Consider the following 20,133-nt stretch of genomic DNA (forward strand, 5'->3'; position numbering starts at 1 on the left):
GACTGAGCTGCGGCTTCGCCGGCTCGCGATGGCGCGATGCGGAAGCGGCGTCGAAGGTCCACCGCAGCGCCCTCCGCCGTCCGGGTCGGGTTCAGGCAGCCGGTCCGGTTGCACTCCTGTTGCAGACATGTAAATGTGTCGAATGATATGGGAGCGCTCCCGCGCCTCTCCCCCGTCCCATCCGGCGCCCCCACGCCGGCATCTCGAGGAGCATGATGAAACGTCCACTCCGCGCCATCGCCGCCGCCGGCCTGCTGGCCGCCGGATCGCTGGTCGCCGTCGCGCTCGGCGGCACGGCCTCAGCCGACACCCAGATCTGCGAGCAGTTCGGCTCCACCGTGATCCAGAACCGGTACGTCGTGCAGAACAACCGCTGGGGCACCTCCGCCCAGCAGTGCATCAACGTCACCAGCACCGGCTTCGAGATCACGACCCAGAACGGCAGCAACCCCACCAACGGCGCCCCCACCGCGTACCCGTCGGTCTTCTTCGGCTGCCACTACACCAACTGCTCCCCCGGCACCAACCTGCCGATCCAGGTCAGCCAGATCAGCAGCGCCACCAGCAGCATCAGCTACAAGTACGTCAGCGGGGCCATCTACAACGCCTCGTACGACATCTGGCTCGACCCGACGCCGAAGAAGGACGGGGTGAACCAGATGGAGATCATGATCTGGCTCAACCGCCAGGGCCCGATCCAGCCGATCGGCTCGCCGGTCGGGACGACCACCGTCGTCGGCCGGACCTGGGAGGTCTGGCGAGGCAGCAACGGCTCCAACAACGTCATCTCGTACGTCGCGCCGTCGCCGATCACGAGCATGAACCTCAGCGTCCTCGACTTCATCAACGACGTGAAAGACCGCGGCGCGATCACCAGCAGCTGGTACCTGACCAGCATCCAGGCCGGCTTCGAGCCGTGGCAGGGCGGCGCCGGGCTCGGGGTGTCCTCCTTCTCGGCCAGCGTCAACGGCGGCGGCTCGACGACTCCGCCCACCACGCCGCCGCCGACCACCACGCCGCCGCCGACGGGTAGCGGGTGCGCGGTGAAGTACACGCCGAACTCGTGGAACAACGGCTTCACCGCCGACGTGACGATCACCAACCGCGGCTCCAGCACCATCAACGGATGGAACCTGACCTACAACCTGCCTGCCGGGCAGCAGGTCACCAACGCGTGGAACACGACCGTGACGCAGAGCGGGTCGGCGGTGAGTGCGCGGAACGTCGGCTTCAACGGGTCGATCGCGCCGGGGGGTACCGCGAACTTCGGGTATCAGGGGACGTTGAGCGGCGCCTACTCGTCGCCGACCAGCTTCTCGCTCAACGGGGTGGCCTGCTCACGGGCGTGACGTTCCAGCTGACCGAAGGGGCGTGACCACTCGGTCACGCCCCTTCCCACCTGCTGAAGCGTCCACTGGTCAGCCGCCGAGCGCGTCGATGTCGCGCATCTCCTCGGCCGTCAGCGAGAAATCGAAGATATCGGCGTTGGCCCTGATCCGCTCCGGGGTGACCGACTTGGGGATGACCACGATCTCGTGGTCGATGTGCCAGCGCAGCACGACCTGGGCAGGCGACACGTCGTGCGCGGTGGCGATGCGGGTCAGTACCGGATCGGAGAGGTCGCTGGTCTTGAAGGGGCTGTAGCCCTCCAGCACGACGCCCCGGTCGCGGTGCTCGACGTGGCGCTGCCGGTCGTACAGCGACGGGCTCCAGCGGATCTGGTTGACCGCCGGGTTCTCCTCGGTGGCCTGGATCAGCTCGTCGATCAGCGCAGTGCTGTAGTTGCTCACCCCGACCGCCCGGGTCAGGTTCTCGTCCCGAGCCGCCAGCAGCTCCCGCCACACTGGGATGCTGTCGGCCGGCGAGGACGGCGGCCAGTGAATCAGCCAGAGGTCGACGTGATCGGTGTCGAGCGCGCGCAGGCTGGCCTCGATGGTCTCCCGTTCCCGCCCCACCCGGTCCGGCGGCAGCTTGGTGGTGATGAAGATGTCCTCGCGGCGCAGCCCGCTCTCCTTGATCGCCCGGCCGACCTCCTCCTCGTTGCCGTACATGGTGGCGGTGTCGATGTGCCGGTAGCCGGCGTCGAGGGCGGCCAGCACGGCGTCGTAACCAGCCTGGCCGCTGGCCTGCCAGGTGCCGAAGCCGAGCAGCGGCATCCGGACGTCGCCGGGGAGCAGCGCGGTGGGCTGGTCGAGGTGCTGGTCCATACCGACCGTTCTACCCGTGATCGCCGGTGACATGCCCGGAACCGGGCAACCGGCGGAGCCAGGCGGTTTGCCGGAGAATGCCGGTGTGGCGGACCGTCTGGAGGAGTATCGGCGCAAGCGGGACGCGGCGCGTACCCCGGAACCGGTGCCGCCGGAGCGGCCGCGCCGGCGGCGGAGGGCCGGCGAGGCCCGGTTCGTGATCCAGCAGCACCACGCCCGCGCGCTGCACTGGGACCTGCGGCTGGAGCGCGACGGGGTGCTCGCCTCGTGGGCGGTGCCGCGCGGCCTGCCCCGGGACACCGGGCGCAACCACCTGGCCGTGCACACCGAGGACCACCCGATGGAGTACCTCGACTTCCACGGCGAGATCCCGGCCGGCGAGTACGGCGGCGGAACGATGACCGTGCACGACCGGGGCACCTACCAGTGCGAGAAGTGGCGCGACGACGAGGTGATCGTGGTGCTGCACGGCGCGCGCACCAGCGGCCGGTACGTCCTCTTCGCCACCGGCGGCCGCGACGGGCGGGACTGGATGGTCCGCCGTACCGACCCGCCCCCGCCCGGCTGGACGAGCATGCCGGAGCTGGTCCGCCCGATGCACCCCACCCCGTCGGGCCGGTTACCCGGCGACAGCTCGGAGTGGGGTTACGAGCTGCGCTGGGACGGCGTGCGGGCGATGGCGTACGTCTCCGGCGGCCGGCTGCGGCTGCTGTCGGAGACCGACGAGGACGTCACCGGGGCGTACCCCTGGTTGCGGGACATGGCCGAGGCGCTGGCCCCGACGGAAGCCGTGCTGGACGGGGTCCTGGTCCGGATCGATTCCGCCGGCCGGGTCCGCCCGGCCCGGCCGAAGCGGGCCGCCGCCGACGCGCAGTTCCTGCTCTTCGATCTGCTCTGGCTGGAGGGTGTGGCCAGCCTCGACGTGCCGTACGCGCAGCGCCGGGAACTGCTCGACGGTCTGGCGCTGGCCGGGCCGCACTGGCAGACTCCGCCGTGGTTCCCCGGCACCGGCGCCGAGGCGCTGGACACGGCCCGCGGGCAGGGGCTGCCCGGGGTGGTGGCCAAGCGGCTGGACTCGGTCTACGAGCCGGGCCGACGCAGCCGCCGCTGGCTGAGCATCGAGCCAGGCTGACGGCGAGGAGCATCGTGTACCTGACCCACCTGGAGTGCCCGCGCTGCGGACGGGAGCACGACGCCGACCGACCGGCCAACCTGTGTGGGTGCGGCTCGCCGCTGCTGGCCCGCTACGACCTCGCGGCGGTGGCCGAGGCGGTGACGCCGGAGCGGTTCGGCCTGCGCCCGGCCGACCTGTGGCGCTACCGCGAGGTGCTGCCGGTGGCCGACGAGCGGCACGTCACCACGTTGGGCGAGGGCTGGACGCCGCTGTTGCGCGCGCCGGCGTACGGGGCGCAGATCGGCATTCCGGACCTGATCGTCAAGGACGAGGGGCTGACGCCGACCGGGTCGTTCAAGGCGCGCGGCGCGGCGGTGGGCGTGAGCCGCGCCCGGGAGCTGGGCGTCGAGCGGATCGCCATGCCGACCAACGGCAACGCGGGGGCGGCTTGGGCCACCTACGCGGCCCGGGCGGGCATGGGCGCGACCATCGCCATGCCGCTGGACGCGCCGACCATCTGCCGGCGGGAGTGCCTGGCCGCGGGCGCGGACCTGCGCCTGGTGGACGGGCTGATCAGCGACGCCGGCCGGTGGGTGGCGAAGCTGGTCGCCGACTCGGGCGGGACGGTCTTCGACGCGGGCACGCTGCGCGAGCCGTACCGGCTCGAGGGCAAGAAGACCATGGGGTACGAGATCGTCGAGCAGCTCGGCTGGCAGGTGCCCGACGTGATCATCTATCCGACCGGCGGCGGGGTCGGGTTGATCGGCATCCACAAAGCCATGCACGAGCTGCGTGAGCTGGGCTGGGTGGAGGACAAGCTGCCTCGCCTGGTCGCGGTGCAGTCCACCGGGTGCGCCCCGGTGGTGCGGGCGTTCGCCGCCGGGCAGGACCGGGCGGAGCCCTGGGCGGACGCGCGCACCGTCGCCTTCGGCATCACCGTTCCTGCCCCGCTGGGCGACGAGCTGATCCTGGCCGCGCTGCGGGAGAGCAGCGGCACCGCGCTCGCCGTTGACGACGCGGAGATCCTGGCCGACCTGCGGGACTTCGCCTGCCGGGAGGGGCTGCTGCTCTGCCCGGAGGGGGCGGCCTGCCTGACCGCCGCCCGGCACCTGCGCGCCGGCGGCTGGATCCGGGCCGGCGAGCGGGTGGTGGTGCTGAACACCGGGGCGGGGCTGAAGTACCCGGAGACGGTGGACGTCTCCGGCGTACCCGTGGTGGCGGCCTGACCCGGTCGGGGCGGCCGAGCACCGTCAATGCCTGGCGGTTGCAGGAGTGTTGCAGGATCTCGTCGCGGCGCTCAGCCGGAGCTCAGGTCCGCGAACCGCCAGGCCGCGTTGATCAGCCCGATGTGCGACAGCGCCTGCGGCGTGTTGCCCAGCTGCGCGCCGGTACGCAGGTCCACCTGCTCGGCGAAGAGCCCGAGGTCGTTGGCGTGCCCGAGCACCTGCTCGAACAGCCGCCGGGCCCGGCCCTCCTCGCCCGCCAACAGCAGGCACTCGACCAGCCAGAACGAGCAGAGCACGAAACCGGCCGGGTCGGTGCCCCACCGTCGTACCAGGCCGTCGTCGCCGCCCAGCTCCCGCTCGATCGCGTCGATGGTGGCGCGCATCCGAGGGTCGGTGGCGGGCAGGAACTGCGACATCGGCAGCAGCAACGCCGAGGCGTCCAGCTCCGCCGACCCGAAAACCCCGGTGAACGCCCCGACCCGGTCGTTCCAGCCGTCGCGCAGCACGGTGTCCCGGATCTCGTCGCGGATCGCGGCCCACCGCCGTGGGTCGGCCCGCTCACCCAGCCGGGGCGCCATTTGGACCGCCCGGTGCAGGGCGCACCAGCAGAGCACCTTGGACGACAGGTGGTGCCGCTCGGCGTCCCGGGTCTCCCAGATTCCGTGATCCGGCAACCGCCAGGTCGCGGCGACCTGCTCGGCCAGCCCGACGACCATCTCGCGCAGCTCCTCGTCGAAGGTCTCGCCGAGGTAATCGTGCAGCCGCCAGACCGCCGAGATCACCTCACCGGGCACGTCCAGCTGCCGCTGCCGCCAGGCGTCGTTGCCGACCCGCACCGGGCGGCTGCCCGCGTAGCCGCGCAGGTGCACCAGCTCGCGCTCGGAGATGTCCCGTTCCCCCGCCAGGCCGAAGAGCACCGGGACCGGCTCGTCGCCGATCCGGCCGATCGCGCGGGCCGCCCAGGCGAAGAGCCGGTTCGGCTCGGTCGGGCAGGCGGCCACCCAGAGCGCCCGCATCGTCATCGCGAAGTCGCGCAGCCAGGAGTAGCGGTAGTCGTAGTTGCGGTCGCCGCCGTACCGCTCCGGCAGCGACGTGGTCAGCGCGGCGGCGACCGCGCCGCTGCGGGCGTACGTCAGACCGGTGAGTACGGTCGCGCTCTGGCGCACCTGCTCGGCGTACGGACCGTCGTAGTGGTGCAGCCCCCGGTACGCCTGCCACGCCCGCTCCGTCTCGACGAGCGCGGTCAACGGGTCCACCCGGGCCGGCCGGTCGCCGTGCACCGGCGCGTACGCCAGATCGAAGCCGACGCACTGCCCGGCGGTGACCTCGAACTCCTGGCGGACCCGGTCCCGCCCGGCGCGCAGCGCCGGCCCGTTGCTGCGCAGGGTCAGCGCCACCGGGCCGGCGACGGCCACCACCGCACCGTCGGGCTTCTCGTGCAGGTACGGCGTGAGCAGGCCGTACTCGGGGCGGGGCGCGAAGTCCAGCCCCATCCGGACCCGCCCGCCGAGCCCCTCGACCACCCGCAGCAGCACCGCCGGGGAGTTCATGCCCAGTTGGTGACCGCGGGCGCCCACCTCGGCGGCGAGCGCGTCGGTGACCGCGACGCTCCCCTCGGGGGTGTGGTGGACCGTCCGCAGCACCAGCGTGTCCGGCTGGTACGCGCGCTCCACCCGGGACGGCCCGAGCGGCGCCAGCCGCCAGTACCCGGCGTCCGGGTCGAGCAGCCGGCCGAAGACCGACGGCGCGTCGAACCGGTCAGGGCACCACCAGTCGACCGAGCCGTCCCGGCCGACCAGCGCACCGGAGCGACAGTCGGAGAGGAACCCGTAGTCGGAGATCGGCGGCTGGTCCACCCGCCCCGGGTACCCGGACCGACCGGGTTCAGGCCGGTCAACGGGCCGGCCGGGCGGGCCGGTCGGCGGGGCCCGTGGACCGTGCCGCCGGGGCGGTCAGGACGTCGGCGGCTCGTCCTCGCCGGCCGCCTCCGCCGCGTCGGCCTCCTCCTTCGTCCGGTGCACCACCTGGTCGGCGTGCTCCGGCGGGCCGTAGACGGTGTAGAGCACCAGCGGGTTGGGCCCGGTGTTGACGAAGTTGTGCTTGGTGCCGGCCGGCACCACCACCAGGTCGCCCTGGACGACCTCCCTGGTCTCCCCCGCCACCCGCGCCTCGCCGGTACCGCTGACGAAGGTCAGGATCTGGTCGATCCCGTCGTGCACCTCCTCACCGATCTCGCCGCCTGGCGGGATGGTCATGATCACAAGCTGGGTCTTCTCACCGGTCCAGAGCACCCGGCGGAAGTCCGGGCTCTTCTGGGCGACGGTCGCGATCGTGAAATGCTTCATGGCGCGCTCATACCCGGCCCGGGCCTCCGTCACGCCGGGACTGTCAGATGGTGGAATTCCCCACCCGCCCGAGGTTTGCCGCCCCGCGCAACGGGCATCGACCACACTGACGGCTGCGTACGCGCGGCTGTCGAGCCAGGTCCCCGCTGGCGTACCGCCGAAGGGCTGCGGTGGTGGGAGACGGCCGGAGCGCGGCGACGTGACGACCCAGGGGTCGGGCGGCGCCGTGCGCCCGTGTCCGGGCTTTCACGTCAGGGCCGACCATGGGCGCGCCTCTGACCTGCGGTTATGCCTCAGTGGCGGCGTTGGGGCACGGGCGGGGAGCCGACGCAGACCACCCTCAGCTCGTCCTCGCCCTCCGGGCCGGCGAAGCGGACCTCGACGTGCTCGTCCGGGCCCCGGTCGACGTCGCGTACCCGGTAGCCCTGCGCCGGTGCCCAGGAGACCAGCCGCACCCCCGACGGTCCGCACTCGGCCACCGCCGTCCCGCCGGTGGCGGCCAGCACCCGACGCGCGCCCGCGGCCGAGGTGACGGCGCCGCCGGAGGGTGTCGGGCCGGCGGCCGGCGGGGTGACCCCGGCGGCGGACGGCGGCCCCGCCGCGAGCGCCCGCACCTCCTCCTGGCTGCGTACGCCACCCGGGGTGCCGCTGATGCTCTCCCCCACCAGCCGGATCGCCGCCAGGCCGATGAGCAGCGCGGCGACCGCGGTGGCGAGCCAACCGAGCACGGCGAGCAGGGGGCGACCGGGCATTCCCCGAGTCTGCCGGACGCCGGGTTGCGGCGCGCCCAGGGCAGGGTTAAGGGAGGGTTGCGGCCGGCGGCCGGCAGCGGCGGCGCGGATTAGCCTGCCAGGTGTGGCCCGCCTCCTGCTGATCGAGGACGATCTCACCATCCGTACGCCGCTGATCCGCGCGCTGCGGGACCGCGGGCACGCCGTGGCCGCCGCCTCCACCGCCCTGACCGGCCTGCGGGACGCGCTCGAGGACCGGCCGGACCTGGTCGTGCTCGACCTGGGACTGCCCGACCTGGACGGCGCCGAGCTGCTGCGGATGCTCCGGGCGGTCAGCTCGGTGCCCGTCATCGTGGCCACCGCGCGCGACGACGAGCGGGAGATCGTCCGGATCCTCGACGCCGGGGCGGACGACTACGTGGTCAAGCCGTTCACCGCGGCGCAGTTGGACGCCCGGGCCCGCGCGGTGCTGCGGCGGGCCGCCCCGGAGGACCGGGACGCCGACCCGGCGCTGGTGGTCGGCGGACTGCGGATCGACCCGCGTACCCGCCAGGTCAGCCTGGACGGGGTCCCGGTGGAGCTGACCCCGCGCGAGTTCGACCTGCTGCACCACCTGGCCGGCCGGCCCGGGCAGGTGGTGACCAAGCGGGAGCTGCTCACCGAGGTGTGGCGGATCCCGTACGGCGGCGCCGACAAGACCGTCGACGTGCACCTGTCCTGGCTGCGCCGCAAGCTCGGCGAGAACGCCCAGCAGCCCCGCTACCTGCACACCGTCCGGGGCGTCGGCGTGCGGCTGGCGCCGCCGCCCGGGACCGTCGGGTGAGACGACGGCTGGCCCTGCTGGTCGCGTCGGTCAGCGTGCTCACCCTGATCGCCTTCCTGGTGCCGCTGGCGCTGCTGGTCCGCACCGTGGCCGAGGACCGGGCGACCGTGCGCGCGACGGCCGACGCGCAGAGCCTGGTGCCGGTGGTCGGCACCGCCGAGCTCGACACGGTCCGGATCACCGTCGAGCAGCTCGTCGCCGAGTCGGGGCGGCCGGTCACCGTCTTCCTGCCCGACGGCACGGTGCTGGGCGCGCCCGCGCCGCGTACGCCGGCGGTGGCGCTGGCCGCGCGCGGGCAGAGCCTGACCGCGGAGTCCGACGGCGGGCGGGAGGTGGTGATCGCCGTCCAGGGCCGGCCGGAGGGGGCGGCGGTGATCCGCACGGTGGTGCCCCGGGCCGAGCTGACCGCCGGGGTGACCCGGGCGTGGACGGTGCTGGCGCTGCTCGGCGCGCTCCTGGTGGTGGTGGGGCTGGTGGTCGCCGACCGGCTCGCCGGCTCGCTCACCCGTCCGATCACCGAGCTGTCCACGGTGTCCCACCGGCTGGCCAACGCCGAGCTGGACGCCCGGGTCGAGCCGGCCGGGCCGGCGGAGCTGCGCGAGGTGGCCGGCGCGCTCAACCACCTGGCCGGCCGGATCCAGGTGCTGCTGCGGGAGGAGCGGGAGCAGGTGGCGGACCTGTCGCACCGGCTGCGCACCCCGCTGACCGCGCTGCGGCTGGAGGCGGAGTCGCTGCGCGACCCGGACGACGCGGCCCGGGTCACCGCGGCCGTCGACGGGCTGGAACGGGCGGTCAGCGGGCTGATCCGCGAGGCCCGCTGGCGCAGCTCGCCCGCCGCCGGCCGCGCGGTCAGCGACGCGGCGGCGGTGGTCGGCGAGCGGGTGGCGTTCTGGTCGGTGCTGGCCGAGGACACCGGCCGGCGGGTGACCCTGGAGCTGGCGTCGGGGCCGCTGCCCGTCGGGGTGGCCGCCGACGAGCTGGCGGCGGTGGTGGACGCCCTGCTGGGCAACGTCTTCGCGCACACCCCGGACGGCACCCCGTTCGCCGTGCAGCTGGCGGCGGACGCCGACGGGGTGCTGCTGACCGTCACCGACGAGGGGCCCGGGCTGCCCGCCGGGGCGGCCCGGCGGGGGTCCAGCGGGGCCGGGTCGACCGGCCTCGGCCTGGACATCGCCGACCGGGCGGCCCGGGCCGGCGGCGGTCACCTCGAACTCGGCACCGGGCCGGGCGGCGGGGCCGTGGTGCGCCTGCGGTTGGGCCGACCGCCGGGATAACCACCGTTTAGCGTCGGGACAGCGCGCCGCTATCCGCCTCCGGTCGATGCTCGGCAGGACAGCGAACGGGACCGACGGAAGGTGGACATCATGCGGCGTACCTCTCTGATCCTGGCCTCGGCCGGTGGCGTGGCGGTGCTGGCGCTGACCGGCGCGGCCCTCGGCGTCACCGCCGCCGACCGGCAGGCCGGCGCCCCGCGCGCCGCCCTCGCCGTCACGGGCGTCGGCGACACTCCCACGCCCGACGACAGCCCGTCCACCGCCGGGGCGACGCCGGTCGGGGTCGGCCGGGACCGGGCCGGGGCGATCGCCCTCGCCGCGGTGGGCGGCGGCCGGGTCGTCGACGTCGAGGCCGAGCGGGAGCACGGCCGTCCGGTGTGGAGCGTCGAGGTGGTGGCCGGCGTCGCCGGTTGGGACGTCCACGTCGACCGGGACACCGGTGCGGTGCTGCGCGTCCGGTCGGAGACCGGCGACGACGACCGGCGGCACGGCGGGGACGATCGGGGCGGCGACGACCACGGCGGGGACCGGCACGGGGACTGAGCCGGCAGCGGAGCCGGACCGCCCGCCGGCGCCCGGTCAGGGGCGGGCGGGCGGACCGGAGGCCGGCACGGCGACGGCCCGGTCGACGTGCGCGCCGAGGTGGCCCAGCAGGTCGGCCAGGCCGGTCCGCAGCTCCGCGTCGGCCAGCAACCCGTCCGCGCCGACCCCGTCGCGGGGTACCGGCAGGCGTACGCAGGCGGGCTCGACGATCTCGGCGCCGAGGTAGCCCAGCACCATCCGCAGGGTCTGCTCCGCCCCGGCGCCGCGGCCGGGCGCGGCCACGGTCACCCAGGCCACCGGCTTGCCGTACAGGTCGCCGTTGCCGACCGTCCAGTCGAGCAGGTTCTTGAAGCTGCCCGGCAGGGTGCCGGCGTACTCGGGGGTGCAGAAGAGCACCGCGTCGGCGTCGGCGAGCGCGGCGCGCAGCGCCACCACCGGCGGAGGCGGCGCGTCGACCTGGTCCGGGTCGAAGGCGGGCAGCTCCCGCAGCGCGTCGTACAGCGTGGTGGTCACCCCCGGCACCGCCAGGGCGGATGCGGTACGCAGGGCGGCGGTGTTGGTGGACCCGGCCCGGGTGCTCCCCGGGACGAGCAGGATCCGGGCGTCCTGCGGCATCGGCTGCTCCTCACCGTCGGCGGCACCGGCCAGTCAAGCACGGCCCGAGCGGCCGGCCCACCCCTGACTTCGGCCGGGCCGATCGGCGGTCGGCCGCAACGGTTTGCGGTCACCACCGGCCGTTCAACCCTGTGATACAGGCGAATGTCTGGCTAGGCTGAAGTATGGTGCCCGCCCACCGGGGCCGGGTGGCGGAACCGGTCTACCACCCCATCCTCGCCAGCCGGCGGGGCGAGCTGGAGGCGCTGTCCCATCTGGACGGCGCCGTGGCTCCACTGCTCGCTCCGGTCATCGAACTCTCCACAGTCGACCCGATCACGCTCGACCTGCTCGGCCGACTGCCGGCCGGGCTCGTCCCGGCGGTCGACGTCTCCGCCCTGCCCGAGCTGCCGGAGACCGAGCTGGTCCGCTGGGGCGTACCGGTGGTGCCGGTGATCGGGCTGGCCGACAGCGACCGCCGGCTGGTGGCGCACGGCGTCGCGGCGCAGGCGTACGCCCGGCGCGCCGTGGTCCGGCTGCGGGCCGGCCAGGACCGGGCCGGGCCGGACGCGACCACCGCCGCGGCGGAGCGGATCTGGCGGTACGGCCGGCTGGTGCCGGAGCAGTGCGACCTGCTCATCGACGCCGGCGACGTCTGCTGCCCGGCCGACCTGCGGGTGACCGAGCCACGGGTGCGGCGGCTGGTGGACTGGGCGCGCCGGCACGCCTGGCGCACGGTGACCGTGGCGGCCGGCGGGATGCCGCCGACACTGTCCCGCCTCCCCACCGACGAGCCGGTACGCCTGGACCGCTGGGACTGGCTGCTCTGGCAGCGCCTCGCCGACCTCGGCGTCGGGTACGGCGACTACGGCGTCGCCGCCGCGTCGCCCGCCGGGGAGGGGCCGGGTGACCGGTTCCCCACGGTGCGGTACACGGCGGACGGCGCCTGGTGGGTCTACCGCTGGTCGCGGCGGGGCGGCCGGGGCGACGAGCGCTTCGCCGACCTGTGCCGCACGCTGGTGGCGGCGCCGCACTGGCCGCCGGCCGGGGCCGGCTTCTCCTGGGGCGACCACGAGCTGCTGCGCCGCGCCCGGCGGGTGGCCGGTGCGGGCTCGCCGACCAACTGGACGGCGTGGAGCACGTCGCACCATCTGGCGCACGTGCTGGCCACGCTGACCCGGCCGGCCCGGGACCAGCGCCCCGGCCCGTGGCACGGCGAGGAGGAACGCGGACGTCCCACCCGGCCGCACCGGGGCGGCGAGGCGCGCCGGGCCGGCTGAGTCACCCCTTCTCGGTGAAGCCGAACTGCACGATGCCCTCGTCGTCGACGGTTGCGTCGACGGAGGTGTCTTCGAGCAGCTCGGCGGCGTCCGGGTCGAGGAAGATGCGGGCGCCCTGGTTGTCGACCACCTTGTCGCCCTGCGCCGGTTCCGGCACCAGCTCGATGGTGAGCGAGCCGGCGTCGGTGTCCGCGGCGATGCGCAGCCCGCCGTCCTGGGCGACGTCCTGCTGGAGGGCGAGGTCGCGGATCACCATCACGGCGTTGTCGGTCATCTTGAGCATGTCGGAACTCCTCATGGGTTCTCGGCAGCGGGGCCTCGCGCGGAGTGGCGAAGCGCGCACCTGATGGCGAACCTGTCGTCGCCCGGCGAATCGGGGCGCATCGCGCAGCCCCCTCACCCCCACCGTGCCCCCTGGGCGGGCGTCCGTCAAATAGACCGGGCTCTGTGGGAGCGCCCCCGCGCCTACGGCGTTTCCGCTCCTCAGCGCCGCTGGCACCGTACGCTGGGACCGAGGTGGCCGGGACCGGTCAGCCGCCGCCCCGCCGCACCAGGACCGAGATCCGGAAAAAACTTTCGGCGAGGAGTCTTGCCTGGCGGAAATCTCCATGACAGCGTCGACGCATGCATCGTCGTCTCTTTACCCGGAGTCTGGCGCTGGCGACGCTCGCCGCCACCGTGGCCGCCGCCGGCGCCCTCCCCGCCACCGCCGAGTCGCCGACCCCGGCGGCCACCCGGCTGCACGCCACCATCGACGCGATCCTCGCCGACGCCCGGCTCACCGGGGCGCAGGCGGGCGTGGTCGTGGTGGACACCGCCACCGGGCAGACCCTGTACGACCGCAACGGTGACCGCCGGCTGATCCCCGCCTCCAACACCAAGCTGCTCACCTCGACCGCGGCACTGGAACTGCTCGGCCCGGGGCACCGGTTCACCACCGACGTGCACTCCACCGGGCAGCGCCGGGCCGGGCTCGTCTCCGGCGACCTCTACCTGCGCGGCGGCGGCGACCCGACGATGCTCGCCGCCGACTACGACGCGCTCGCCGCCGAGGTGGCCGCGGACGGCGTACGGGTGGTGACCGGCAACCTGGTCGCCGACGACACCCGCTACGACCGCACCCGGCTCGGTCCGGACTGGACGTGGGATGACGAGTCGTACTACTACGCTGCGCAGGTCTCGGCGCTGACCGTCGCCCCGGACACCGACTACGACGCCGGCACCGTGATCGTGCAGGCCGCCCCGGCCACGAGCGCGGGCGCGCCGCCGACGGTCACCATGACGCCGCCCAACGGCTACGTGCGGATCGACAACCGGGCCGAGACGGTGGCCGAGGGCGAGACCACGATCACCTTCGAACGGGAGCACGGCACCAACACCGTGGTGGTCACCGGCCAGATCGCCGTCGGCGACGCGCCGTCCAGCGACTGGATGACCGTCTGGGAGCCGACCGGGTACGCCGCTGACGTCTTCCGGGCCGCGCTGCGCCGCCACGGCGTGCGGGTGCTCGGGCGTACCGTGCTCGGCCGGGCCACCCCGGACGACGCGGCACCGGTGGCCCGGCACGACTCGATGACCCTGGTCGAGCTGATGGTGCCGTTCCTGAAGCTGTCCAACAACGGGCACGCCGAGGTGCTCACCAAGGAGATCGGGCGGGTCATCTCCGGCTCGGGCACCTGGTCGACGGGGCTGACCGCGATCAGCGAGTACGTCGCCGACACCGGCATGGACACCGGCACCCTGCGCCAGCGCGACGGCTCCGGGCTGTCCCGGCGCAACCTCATCCCGCCGGCCGAGTTCGTCGCCCTGCTCGCCGCGGTGCGCGCCGAGCCCTGGTTCGCCGACTGGTACGCCGCCCTGCCGATCGCCGGCAACGCCGAGCGTTTCGTCGGCGGGACGCTGCGGAGTCGGATGCGCAACACGCCGGCGGCGAACAACGTGCACGCCAAGACCGGCAGCCTGACCGGGGTCTCCGGCCTCTCCGGCTACGTCACCGACGCCGACGGCCGGGTGCTGGCCTTCTCCGTGGTGCTCAACAACTACCTGGCCTCGTCGGTGAAGGGGCTGGAGGACCAGATCGCCATCGCGCTGGCGTCGTACACCGAGAAGAGCGTGAGCACCGCGCGGGTGGCGCCGCCGGTGGCGCCCGACGCGCCGCGCGCCCCCGAGGGGCTGGAGTGCTCCTGGGTAAAGCCGATCGCCTGCTGAGAACGGGTGCGGGGCCGCCGGGACGGGGCCCCGCACCCGCCGGCTCAGCCGGCGGCGGCCTCCCGCAGTCGGGCGACGGCGCGGCGCGGGTCGTAGCCCGGCCCGACCCGCTGGCCACTGGGGACGATGCTGCGTCAGACCCGCTCCAGCACCACCACGGGGATCTCCCGGTCGGTCCTGGTCTGGTAGTCGTCGTACGCCGGCCAGATGTCGACCATCGTCCGCCACATCCGGGGCTTCTCCGCGGGCCCGGCGGTCCGCGCCCGCACCGCGAACGTCTCCGCGCCCACCTGCACCTCGGCCTCGGGATCGGCGAGCAGGTTCAGGTACCAGGCCGGATGCTGGGGCGCGCCGCCCTGCGAGCCCACGACCAGGTAGTCGTCGCCGTCGCGGCCGTAGATCAGCGCGGTCCGGCGCAACTTGCCGCTGCGGCGGCCACGGGTGGTCAGCAGCAGGGTGAAGACGCCCGGCCGCCACTCGTGCCCCTGCTCGCCACCGGTCTCGACGTACCGTCGGATGTGGTCGGCCACCCAGCCCTCGGGGCTGTCCAGCACCTGCTCGCTCGCCGTCACGGCCCGCCTCCCGCGCCTCGTCGCCGTCGTCGCGCCCACGCTACTCCGGCCGGCCGCGCAGAGCCGGCGCACCGGGTCAGCGCAGGGCGACCGCGCGCAGCGCGACGTTGCCGCAGTCGTTGAAGGTCTCCTCGTTGGTCCAGGAGATCAGCAGCTTCTGCCCCGGCGCGACCCGGAACCGGACGACGAACTGGGCGCTGTGGTTGGTGTGCGGGTCCTCCAGGCGCAGGGTGCTGGTCGAGCCACCGGTGGAGAGCCGAACATCGAGCCGGCCGCGGGCCATCCAGAGCCCGGCGAAGAGGTGCACGGTGCGCAGTTCGCCGCTGCCGAGCACGGCGAGGCGGAACCCGTTGCCGACGTGGCAGGTGTGGATGCCGGTCGAGGTGCCGCCCTCGCCCTGCACCGGGGCGCCGTCGCGCCAGCCGAACAGCTCCGGGTCGGTGTCGTAGCTGCTGCGCGCGCCCGGCCCGCCCTCGTCGCGGATCTCGCCCGAGCCTCCGCGCTTGCGGACCACGGAGTCCGGGCCGCGCAGCCCCCAGTGCACCCAGTCCCGGGCGCCGAGGTGGGTCAGGTCCACCATGGCCGGCACGTCGGCCCGGTCCACGCTGAGCAGCGGCGGCGTCGGCTTCGGCGCCGGCGTCGGGGTCAGCGAGGGCGACGGTGAGGGCGTCGGCGGGCGCTGCCGGGGCCGCAGCCCCGGCGACGCGACACCGGCCTCGGTCACCTGGCCGGGCAGGCCGGTCGGGCGGCCGGCCGGCGTGGAGGCCGCGCCGGGCAGCGCCTCGCCCTCACCGCGCGGCTCGGGCTTCGGATCGATGCTGAGGTACGCCACCAGCGCGGCGAGGCAGACGACGGCGGTCAGCGCCTCGACGGTCCACCGACGACGGTGCCGGTGCCGGGCGATCCGGCGTGCCGTGCTCAGGCCCCGGTCGAACCCCGTCCGTCTCGGCTCGTCGTCCGTCACCGCTTCTCCGCTCTCCCCACCCACGGTCGCGCCCGCGCGGCGGTCGCGGGTCGCTGCGTGAGCCGCCTCACGTTTTCATCCGAACGGCCTCTTGCGCCACCTGCGGGGGCAGGGGCGTTTCCAGTTCGTTACCAAGCGGTAGTAACGGAAACTTTCCTGTCAGTTATAGCCGCCTGTCCGGTTCGGGGCCAGCCGCGTCCCACCGGGAATCAGCGGATCTCGAAGCCCAGCGCCTGCGCCAGCACCAGCGCCTGCTCCGCGTCGATCACCGCGCCCGCCCGCTCGACCGCCGTCGGGTCCAGCGCGGTGAGATCGCTGCCGCGCAGGTCCGCCCGGCCCAGCCGCACGGCGTGCAGCTGGGCGGCGGAGAGGTCGACGCCGGTCACCGTCGCCCCGGTCAGGTTGGCCCCGGTCAGGTCCGCCTCCCGCATCCGCACGTCGGTGAGGCTCACCCCGCGCAGGTCCGCCCCGGGCAGCGCGACGAACGACCAGTCGCCGCCGGCGACCCGCAGCGGCCGCAGGTCGCACTGGTCGAAGGTGCTGCCCACCAGTTTGCAGCCGGTGAACTCCGCCTCGAAGAAGTTGCACCGCCGGAACACGCAGCGGGTGAAGGCCGAGTCGACGTGCCGGGAGGAGTTGAACCGCACGTTGCCGAAGGTGCACCCGGTGAAGGAGGCGTTCCGGCTGACCGCCTCGGTGAGGTCGACATCGTGGAAGACGCAGTTGACGAAGTGCCGGTCGACCAGCTCCTCGGCGTACCAGTCCTGCTGGCGGAAGGTGACGTCCTCGGTCGGCTCGGGCATCGCACCACCTTATGCGGCGGCACCGACAGCGGCGGTGGGCCTTCCGCCGCCCGCGTACCGACTAGTAGGTTCGGCGACGTGAGCGTGGCACGTACTACCGACCCGGACCTCATCGGCTTCGATCCAGCGCGGCTCGCGCGCATCGACCGACACTTCGGCCGGTACGTCGACGACGGCCGGCTCGCCGGCTGGCAGATCGTGGTCACCCGCCGCGGCGAGATCGCGCACTCCTCGACGTACGGCATGCGCGACGTGGAGGCCGGCGCGCCGGTGGAGCGGGACACCCTCTGGCGCATCTACTCGATGACCAAGCCGATCACCTCCGTCGCGGCGATGATGCTCTGGGAGGAGGGCCACTTCGAGCTGAACGACCCGATCAGCCGCTGGCTGCCGGAGTTCGCCGACGTCCGGGTCTTCGACAAGGGTTCGGCGCTCAAGCCGTACACGGTGCCGGCGATCGAGCCGATCCGGGTCTGGCACCTGCTCACCCACACCTCCGGCCTGACGTACGGCTTCGCGCAGACCTCGGTGGTCGACGCCCTCTACCGCGCCGCCGGCTACGACCTGGGTGTGCCGGCCGGGCTGGACCTGGCCGGCGCCTCGGCCGGGATGGCCCGGCTGCCGCTGATGTTCCAGCCCGGCACCGGCTGGAACTACGGCGTCTCCACCGACGTGCTGGGCCGGCTGGTCGAGGTGGTCTCCGGGCAGCGCCTGGACGCGTTCTTCACCGAGCGGATCCTCACCCCGCTGGGCATGACCGACACCCGCTGGTGGGTCGACGAGCCGGACGCCAAGCGGCTCGCCGCCCTCTACACCCCGCATCCCGGCACCGGGCAGGCGGTCCGCGTCGACCGGATCGGGGCGGCCGCGCTGAACCGCCCCGACTGCCTCTCCGGCGGCGGCGGGCTGGTCTCCACGGCCGCCGACTACCACCGGTTCACCCAGCTGCTGCTGCGCGGCGGCGAGCTGGACGGCGTACGGCTGCTCGCGCCCCGCACGGTGCGCTACATGACCCGCAACCACCTGCCCGGCGGCGGCGACCTGGCGTCGTTCGAGCCGGAGGGGTTCGCCGAGACGGTGCTGGACGGCATCGGCTTCGGCCTGGGCTTCGCCGTGGTGCAGGACCCGGTGCCCGCCCGGGTGCCCAGCAGCGTCGGCGAGTACTACTGGGGCGGCCTGGCCAGCACGGCCTTCTGGGTCGACCCGGTGGAGGAGATCACCGCACTGCTGTTCACCCAGCTGATGCCGTCGAGCACCTACCCGCTGCGCTCGCAGCTGCGCCAGCTGGTCTACTCCGCCCTGGTCGACTGAGCCGTTCCGCCGACGAGCGGCCGGGCCGGTCCATAGCCTGGACGGCATGAGCAACGTCGTGGTGTACGGCGCCGGTGCCGCGGGCTCGCGGATCGTCACGGAGGCGGCCGATCGGGGACACCGGGTCACGGCGGCGGTCCGCCGCCCGGAGGCGCTCACCTGGCTGCCCGCCGGGGTGAAGGTGGTGACCGGGGACGCCACCTCGGCGCAGAGCGTCCGGGAGCTGGCCATCGACGCCGACGTCATCGTGGTGGCGATCGGCGGCGGGGAGCGGGCGCTCTGGCGCGACGCGGCGGAGAACCTGGTCACCGTCCTGCGGGACGTGCCGAACCCGCCCCGGCTGATCCACGTCGGCGGCGGGGCGACCCTGCTGACGCCGAACGACACGCCGCTCCTCGACGAGCCGGACTTCCCCGACGAGTACCGGGACGCTGCGCTGGGCCAGGCCGACGCCCTCGCCCTCTACCGGTCCTCGGCCGACGGGCTGACCTGGACGTATCTGTCCCCGCCGCCGGTGGAGTTCCACCCGGGCGAGCGGACCGGCCGCTACCGCACCGGCACCGAGCACCCGGTGGTCGACGAGGGCGGCCGCTCGGTGCTGACCTACGAGGACCTGGCGGTCGCCATCGTCGACGAGATCGAGAACCCGCGCTTCGAGAACATGCGGTTCACCGCAGCGTACTGAGGTTCAGTCGGCCAGCCGGGCCGGGAAGCCGCCGGTGGCGATCGGCCCCCAGCTCTCGATGGTGACCCGGATCAGGGACTTGCCCTGGCGGAGCATCGCCTGCCGGTACTCGTCCCAGTCCGGGTGCTCGCCGGAGATGCTGCGGAAGTACTCCACCAGCGGCTCCACAGCGTCCGGCAGGTCGAGCACCTCGGCGGTGCCGTCGACCTGCACCCAGGGGCCGTCCCAGTCGTCGGAGAGCACGCACGCGGAGACGCGCGGGTCGCGGCGGATGTTGGCCGCCTTCGCCCGTTCCGGATAGGTGGAGATGACCAGCCGGCCCTCGGCGTCGACGCCGCAGGAGACCGGCGAGGACTGCGGCCGGCCGTCGGACCGGGTGGTCATCAGCAGGACCCGGTGTCGGGGGCGGATGAACTCGATCAGGGCGTCCCGGTCGACCCGGGTGTTGCTCGCGATGGTGCGTGCCATGCGTCGGTTCTACCAGGCCGGGGCCGGCGTGCTCCGGCCGCGGGCCGGGCCGGGTCAGCGGGCCCGGCCGGAGACCCCACCGGGAGCCGCCTGGGTGGGGACCCGGGGCCGGGACGGCGGGCGCCAGGCGCGGCCGTTGGCGTAGATCACCCGGAAACCGAGGTACGCCGCGAGCGGCGCCCAGTGCGCCGAGCCCATCCGCAGCTCGGCGGCGTTGTGCCGCTGGCCGTTGGACAGCACGTCGAGCAGCACGGTTTCGAAGGCGGCCGATTCGACCCAGTCGACGTCGCGGGTGAAACCGCAGATCAGGGCCGCTCCGGTGACCTCCAGGAAGTCGCGTAGCACGGCATCGGAGGCCCGCAGCACCGAACAACTGCCGAAATAGAGCCGGCGTCCCTCGCACCGGCCGGCCATCCGCTGCGCCACGTCGGTCAGCTCCACGGAATCCCAGTCGGTGAGGCAGAGCCGGCTCGGCTCGCCGTGCATGGCGAAGAAACCGACCCGGTAGTCGGCGTACTGCTTGAGCAGCCAGCGGTCGAGGAAGTAGAAGAGCTCGTCCCGGGTGGCGGCGTCCTTGTGGATGAAGCGGATCCGGCCGAGCCGTTCCAGCAGCTCCAGGGTGGGCAGCACGGAGCCGCGCTCGTTGAGGTCCCGGTGCCACTGCCCCTCGACGCAGAAGACGCCACCGCGTGCCACGTCCACCTCCCCCGTCACACCGCCGCGCCTGACGTTACCGGGCCCGGACGGTGCGGCGACATCACCCGGAGTGTGCCCGCCGGCTCCCCCGTGTCACCTTCCCGACCTGCCGGGTCGTCCATTCCGGTCCCGCGATGTCTGCTCCGAACGGGTGTTTCGCAATTCACCGCAATTCCCAGGCAATGCCCAGGGACGGCCGATCGTGAGGACAATTCTCATTAATCGCCACCAACCGGCAGGGGAACTGTCAGGGTGAAAAGCGCGGGACGTTCCGGTCGATGTCCTGACG

The 20,133-nt window shown here is 73.9% G+C and carries 21 protein-coding genes; 10 read left to right on the forward strand and 11 right to left on the reverse strand.

Going from position 1 to position 20,133, the window contains the following annotated elements:
- Window positions 1-215: 215 nt before the first annotated feature.
- On the forward strand, window positions 216-1,349 hold the full coding sequence (locus ACTMTB_RS11585) for a GH12 family glycosyl hydrolase domain-containing protein (protein ID WP_441144857.1): 1,134 nt from the start codon (window positions 216-218) through the stop codon (window positions 1,347-1,349).
- Between the two features lie 69 nt (window positions 1,350-1,418).
- On the opposite strand, the gene ACTMTB_RS11590 is transcribed toward ACTMTB_RS11585, so the two are convergent.
- Window positions 1,419-2,207, reverse strand: coding sequence for an aldo/keto reductase (locus tag ACTMTB_RS11590; protein WP_441144859.1), 789 nt, complete (start codon window positions 2,205-2,207; stop codon window positions 1,419-1,421).
- Between the two features lie 85 nt (window positions 2,208-2,292).
- On the opposite strand from ACTMTB_RS11590, the gene ACTMTB_RS11595 reads away from it, so the two are divergent.
- A complete protein-coding gene (locus tag ACTMTB_RS11595; protein ID WP_441144861.1) occupies window positions 2,293-3,339 on the forward strand; it encodes a DNA polymerase ligase N-terminal domain-containing protein in 1,047 nt (348 codons plus the stop codon).
- Window positions 3,340-3,353: 14 nt separating this feature from the next.
- Entirely contained in the window at window positions 3,354-4,547 is a 1,194-nt protein-coding gene (locus ACTMTB_RS11600) for a threonine synthase (RefSeq protein ID WP_441144863.1), read from the forward strand.
- Window positions 4,548-4,618: 71 nt separating this feature from the next.
- On the opposite strand, the gene ACTMTB_RS11605 is transcribed toward ACTMTB_RS11600, so the two are convergent.
- From ACTMTB_RS11605 to ACTMTB_RS11615, 3 genes are all read right to left on the reverse strand, one after another.
- Window positions 4,619-6,403, reverse strand: a complete 1,785-nt coding sequence (locus ACTMTB_RS11605; RefSeq protein ID WP_441144865.1) for a glycoside hydrolase family 15 protein — start codon at window positions 6,401-6,403, stop codon at window positions 4,619-4,621.
- A 96-nt stretch (window positions 6,404-6,499) separates the two neighbouring features.
- Complete coding sequence (locus tag ACTMTB_RS11610; RefSeq protein WP_441144867.1) at window positions 6,500-6,892, reverse strand: cupin domain-containing protein; 393 nt, start codon at window positions 6,890-6,892, stop codon at window positions 6,500-6,502.
- Between the two features lie 293 nt (window positions 6,893-7,185).
- The gene (locus ACTMTB_RS11615) at window positions 7,186-7,644 is read right to left on the reverse strand and encodes a septum formation initiator (RefSeq protein WP_441144869.1); all 459 of its coding nucleotides are present in this window, start codon (window positions 7,642-7,644) and stop codon (window positions 7,186-7,188) included.
- A gap of 103 nt (window positions 7,645-7,747) precedes the next feature.
- Between ACTMTB_RS11615 and ACTMTB_RS11620 the strand changes: the two genes are divergently transcribed.
- The 3 genes from ACTMTB_RS11620 to ACTMTB_RS11630 all read left to right on the forward strand — a co-directional run bounded on the left by ACTMTB_RS11620 (window position 7,748) and on the right by ACTMTB_RS11630 (window position 10,263).
- A complete protein-coding gene (locus ACTMTB_RS11620) occupies window positions 7,748-8,446 on the forward strand; it encodes a response regulator transcription factor (protein ID WP_154943182.1) in 699 nt (232 codons plus the stop codon).
- Window positions 8,443-9,720 carry an ATP-binding protein gene (locus ACTMTB_RS11625; RefSeq protein WP_441144871.1) on the forward strand — a complete coding sequence of 426 codons (1,278 nt, stop codon included), beginning with the start codon at window positions 8,443-8,445 and terminating at the stop codon, window positions 9,718-9,720. Before ACTMTB_RS11620 ends, ACTMTB_RS11625 begins: the two co-directional genes overlap by 4 nt.
- Window positions 9,721-9,810: 90 nt before the next feature.
- On the forward strand, window positions 9,811-10,263 hold the full coding sequence (locus ACTMTB_RS11630; RefSeq protein WP_441144873.1) for a PepSY domain-containing protein: 453 nt from the start codon (window positions 9,811-9,813) through the stop codon (window positions 10,261-10,263).
- Between the two features lie 36 nt (window positions 10,264-10,299).
- Here the strand turns inward: ACTMTB_RS11630 and ACTMTB_RS11635 are convergent, their stop codons facing one another.
- A complete protein-coding gene (locus ACTMTB_RS11635; protein ID WP_441144875.1) occupies window positions 10,300-10,878 on the reverse strand; it encodes an NADPH-dependent FMN reductase in 579 nt (192 codons plus the stop codon).
- Between the two features lie 164 nt (window positions 10,879-11,042).
- Here ACTMTB_RS11635 and ACTMTB_RS11640 point away from each other — a divergent pair, with 164 nt between their 5' ends.
- Window positions 11,043-12,137 (forward strand): beta family protein, encoded by a 1,095-nt coding sequence (locus ACTMTB_RS11640; protein WP_441144877.1) that lies wholly within the window; start codon window positions 11,043-11,045, stop codon window positions 12,135-12,137.
- A gap of 1 nt (window position 12,138) precedes the next feature.
- Here the strand turns inward: ACTMTB_RS11640 and ACTMTB_RS11645 are convergent, their stop codons facing one another.
- Window positions 12,139-12,420: an iron-sulfur cluster biosynthesis family protein gene (locus ACTMTB_RS11645; protein WP_441144879.1), complete on the reverse strand. Its 282-nt coding sequence runs from the start codon at window positions 12,418-12,420 to the stop codon at window positions 12,139-12,141.
- 341 nt (window positions 12,421-12,761) lie between these two features.
- On the opposite strand from ACTMTB_RS11645, the gene dacB reads away from it, so the two are divergent.
- Complete coding sequence (dacB, locus tag ACTMTB_RS11650) at window positions 12,762-14,345, forward strand: D-alanyl-D-alanine carboxypeptidase/D-alanyl-D-alanine endopeptidase (RefSeq protein WP_441144881.1); 1,584 nt, start codon at window positions 12,762-12,764, stop codon at window positions 14,343-14,345.
- Window positions 14,346-14,479: 134 nt separating this feature from the next.
- Here dacB and ACTMTB_RS11655 read toward each other — a convergent pair whose 3' ends face one another.
- From ACTMTB_RS11655 to ACTMTB_RS11665, 3 genes are all read right to left on the reverse strand, one after another.
- On the reverse strand, window positions 14,480-14,917 hold the full coding sequence (locus ACTMTB_RS11655) for a nitroreductase family deazaflavin-dependent oxidoreductase (protein ID WP_441144883.1): 438 nt from the start codon (window positions 14,915-14,917) through the stop codon (window positions 14,480-14,482).
- 76 nt (window positions 14,918-14,993) lie between these two features.
- The gene (locus ACTMTB_RS11660) at window positions 14,994-15,881 is read right to left on the reverse strand and encodes a hypothetical protein (RefSeq protein ID WP_441144885.1); all 888 of its coding nucleotides are present in this window, start codon (window positions 15,879-15,881) and stop codon (window positions 14,994-14,996) included.
- Window positions 15,882-16,090: 209 nt separating this feature from the next.
- Window positions 16,091-16,684, reverse strand: a complete 594-nt coding sequence (locus ACTMTB_RS11665) for a pentapeptide repeat-containing protein (RefSeq protein WP_441144887.1) — start codon at window positions 16,682-16,684, stop codon at window positions 16,091-16,093.
- Window positions 16,685-16,762: 78 nt separating this feature from the next.
- On the opposite strand from ACTMTB_RS11665, the gene ACTMTB_RS11670 reads away from it, so the two are divergent.
- Together ACTMTB_RS11670 and ACTMTB_RS11675 are read left to right on the forward strand one after the other, a co-directional pair.
- The gene (locus tag ACTMTB_RS11670) at window positions 16,763-17,995 is read left to right on the forward strand and encodes a serine hydrolase domain-containing protein (protein ID WP_441144889.1); all 1,233 of its coding nucleotides are present in this window, start codon (window positions 16,763-16,765) and stop codon (window positions 17,993-17,995) included.
- A 46-nt stretch (window positions 17,996-18,041) separates the two neighbouring features.
- Window positions 18,042-18,680 carry an NAD(P)-dependent oxidoreductase gene (locus ACTMTB_RS11675; RefSeq protein WP_441144891.1) on the forward strand — a complete coding sequence of 213 codons (639 nt, stop codon included), beginning with the start codon at window positions 18,042-18,044 and terminating at the stop codon, window positions 18,678-18,680.
- A 3-nt stretch (window positions 18,681-18,683) separates the two neighbouring features.
- On the opposite strand, the gene ACTMTB_RS11680 is transcribed toward ACTMTB_RS11675, so the two are convergent.
- Window positions 18,684-19,148 (reverse strand): PPOX class F420-dependent oxidoreductase, encoded by a 465-nt coding sequence (locus ACTMTB_RS11680; RefSeq protein ID WP_441144893.1) that lies wholly within the window; start codon window positions 19,146-19,148, stop codon window positions 18,684-18,686.
- 54 nt (window positions 19,149-19,202) lie between these two features.
- Entirely contained in the window at window positions 19,203-19,844 is a 642-nt protein-coding gene (locus ACTMTB_RS11685; protein ID WP_441144895.1) for a DUF6642 family protein, read from the reverse strand.
- Window positions 19,845-20,133: the final 289 nt, after the last annotated feature.

Source organism: Micromonospora sp. L32 (genome assembly GCF_052068055.1).
In the GTDB taxonomy this organism is placed as follows: Bacteria; Actinomycetota; Actinomycetes; order Mycobacteriales; family Micromonosporaceae; genus Micromonospora; species Micromonospora purpureochromogenes.

What these genes read in the sequence shown, in the direction of transcription:
- ACTMTB_RS11630 (WP_441144873.1), top strand. Translation starts at nt 9,811, where the DNA reads ATGCGGCGTACCTCTCTGATCCTGGCCTCGGCCGGTGGCGTGGCGGTG.
- ACTMTB_RS11665 (WP_441144887.1), bottom strand. Translation starts at nt 16,684, where the DNA reads ATGCCCGAGCCGACCGAGGACGTCACCTTCCGCCAGCAGGACTGGTAC.
- ACTMTB_RS11585 (WP_441144857.1), top strand. Translation starts at nt 216, where the DNA reads ATGAAACGTCCACTCCGCGCCATCGCCGCCGCCGGCCTGCTGGCCGCC.
- ACTMTB_RS11610 (WP_441144867.1), bottom strand. Translation starts at nt 6,892, where the DNA reads ATGAAGCATTTCACGATCGCGACCGTCGCCCAGAAGAGCCCGGACTTC.
- ACTMTB_RS11590 (WP_441144859.1), bottom strand. Translation starts at nt 2,207, where the DNA reads ATGGACCAGCACCTCGACCAGCCCACCGCGCTGCTCCCCGGCGACGTC.
- ACTMTB_RS11635 (WP_441144875.1), bottom strand. Translation starts at nt 10,878, where the DNA reads ATGCCGCAGGACGCCCGGATCCTGCTCGTCCCGGGGAGCACCCGGGCC.
- ACTMTB_RS11615 (WP_441144869.1), bottom strand. Translation starts at nt 7,644, where the DNA reads ATGCCCGGTCGCCCCCTGCTCGCCGTGCTCGGTTGGCTCGCCACCGCG.
- ACTMTB_RS11640 (WP_441144877.1), top strand. Translation starts at nt 11,043, where the DNA reads ATGGTGCCCGCCCACCGGGGCCGGGTGGCGGAACCGGTCTACCACCCC.
- ACTMTB_RS11680 (WP_441144893.1), bottom strand. Translation starts at nt 19,148, where the DNA reads ATGGCACGCACCATCGCGAGCAACACCCGGGTCGACCGGGACGCCCTG.
- ACTMTB_RS11645 (WP_441144879.1), bottom strand. Translation starts at nt 12,420, where the DNA reads ATGCTCAAGATGACCGACAACGCCGTGATGGTGATCCGCGACCTCGCC.
- dacB (WP_441144881.1), top strand. Translation starts at nt 12,762, where the DNA reads ATGCATCGTCGTCTCTTTACCCGGAGTCTGGCGCTGGCGACGCTCGCC.
- ACTMTB_RS11675 (WP_441144891.1), top strand. Translation starts at nt 18,042, where the DNA reads ATGAGCAACGTCGTGGTGTACGGCGCCGGTGCCGCGGGCTCGCGGATC.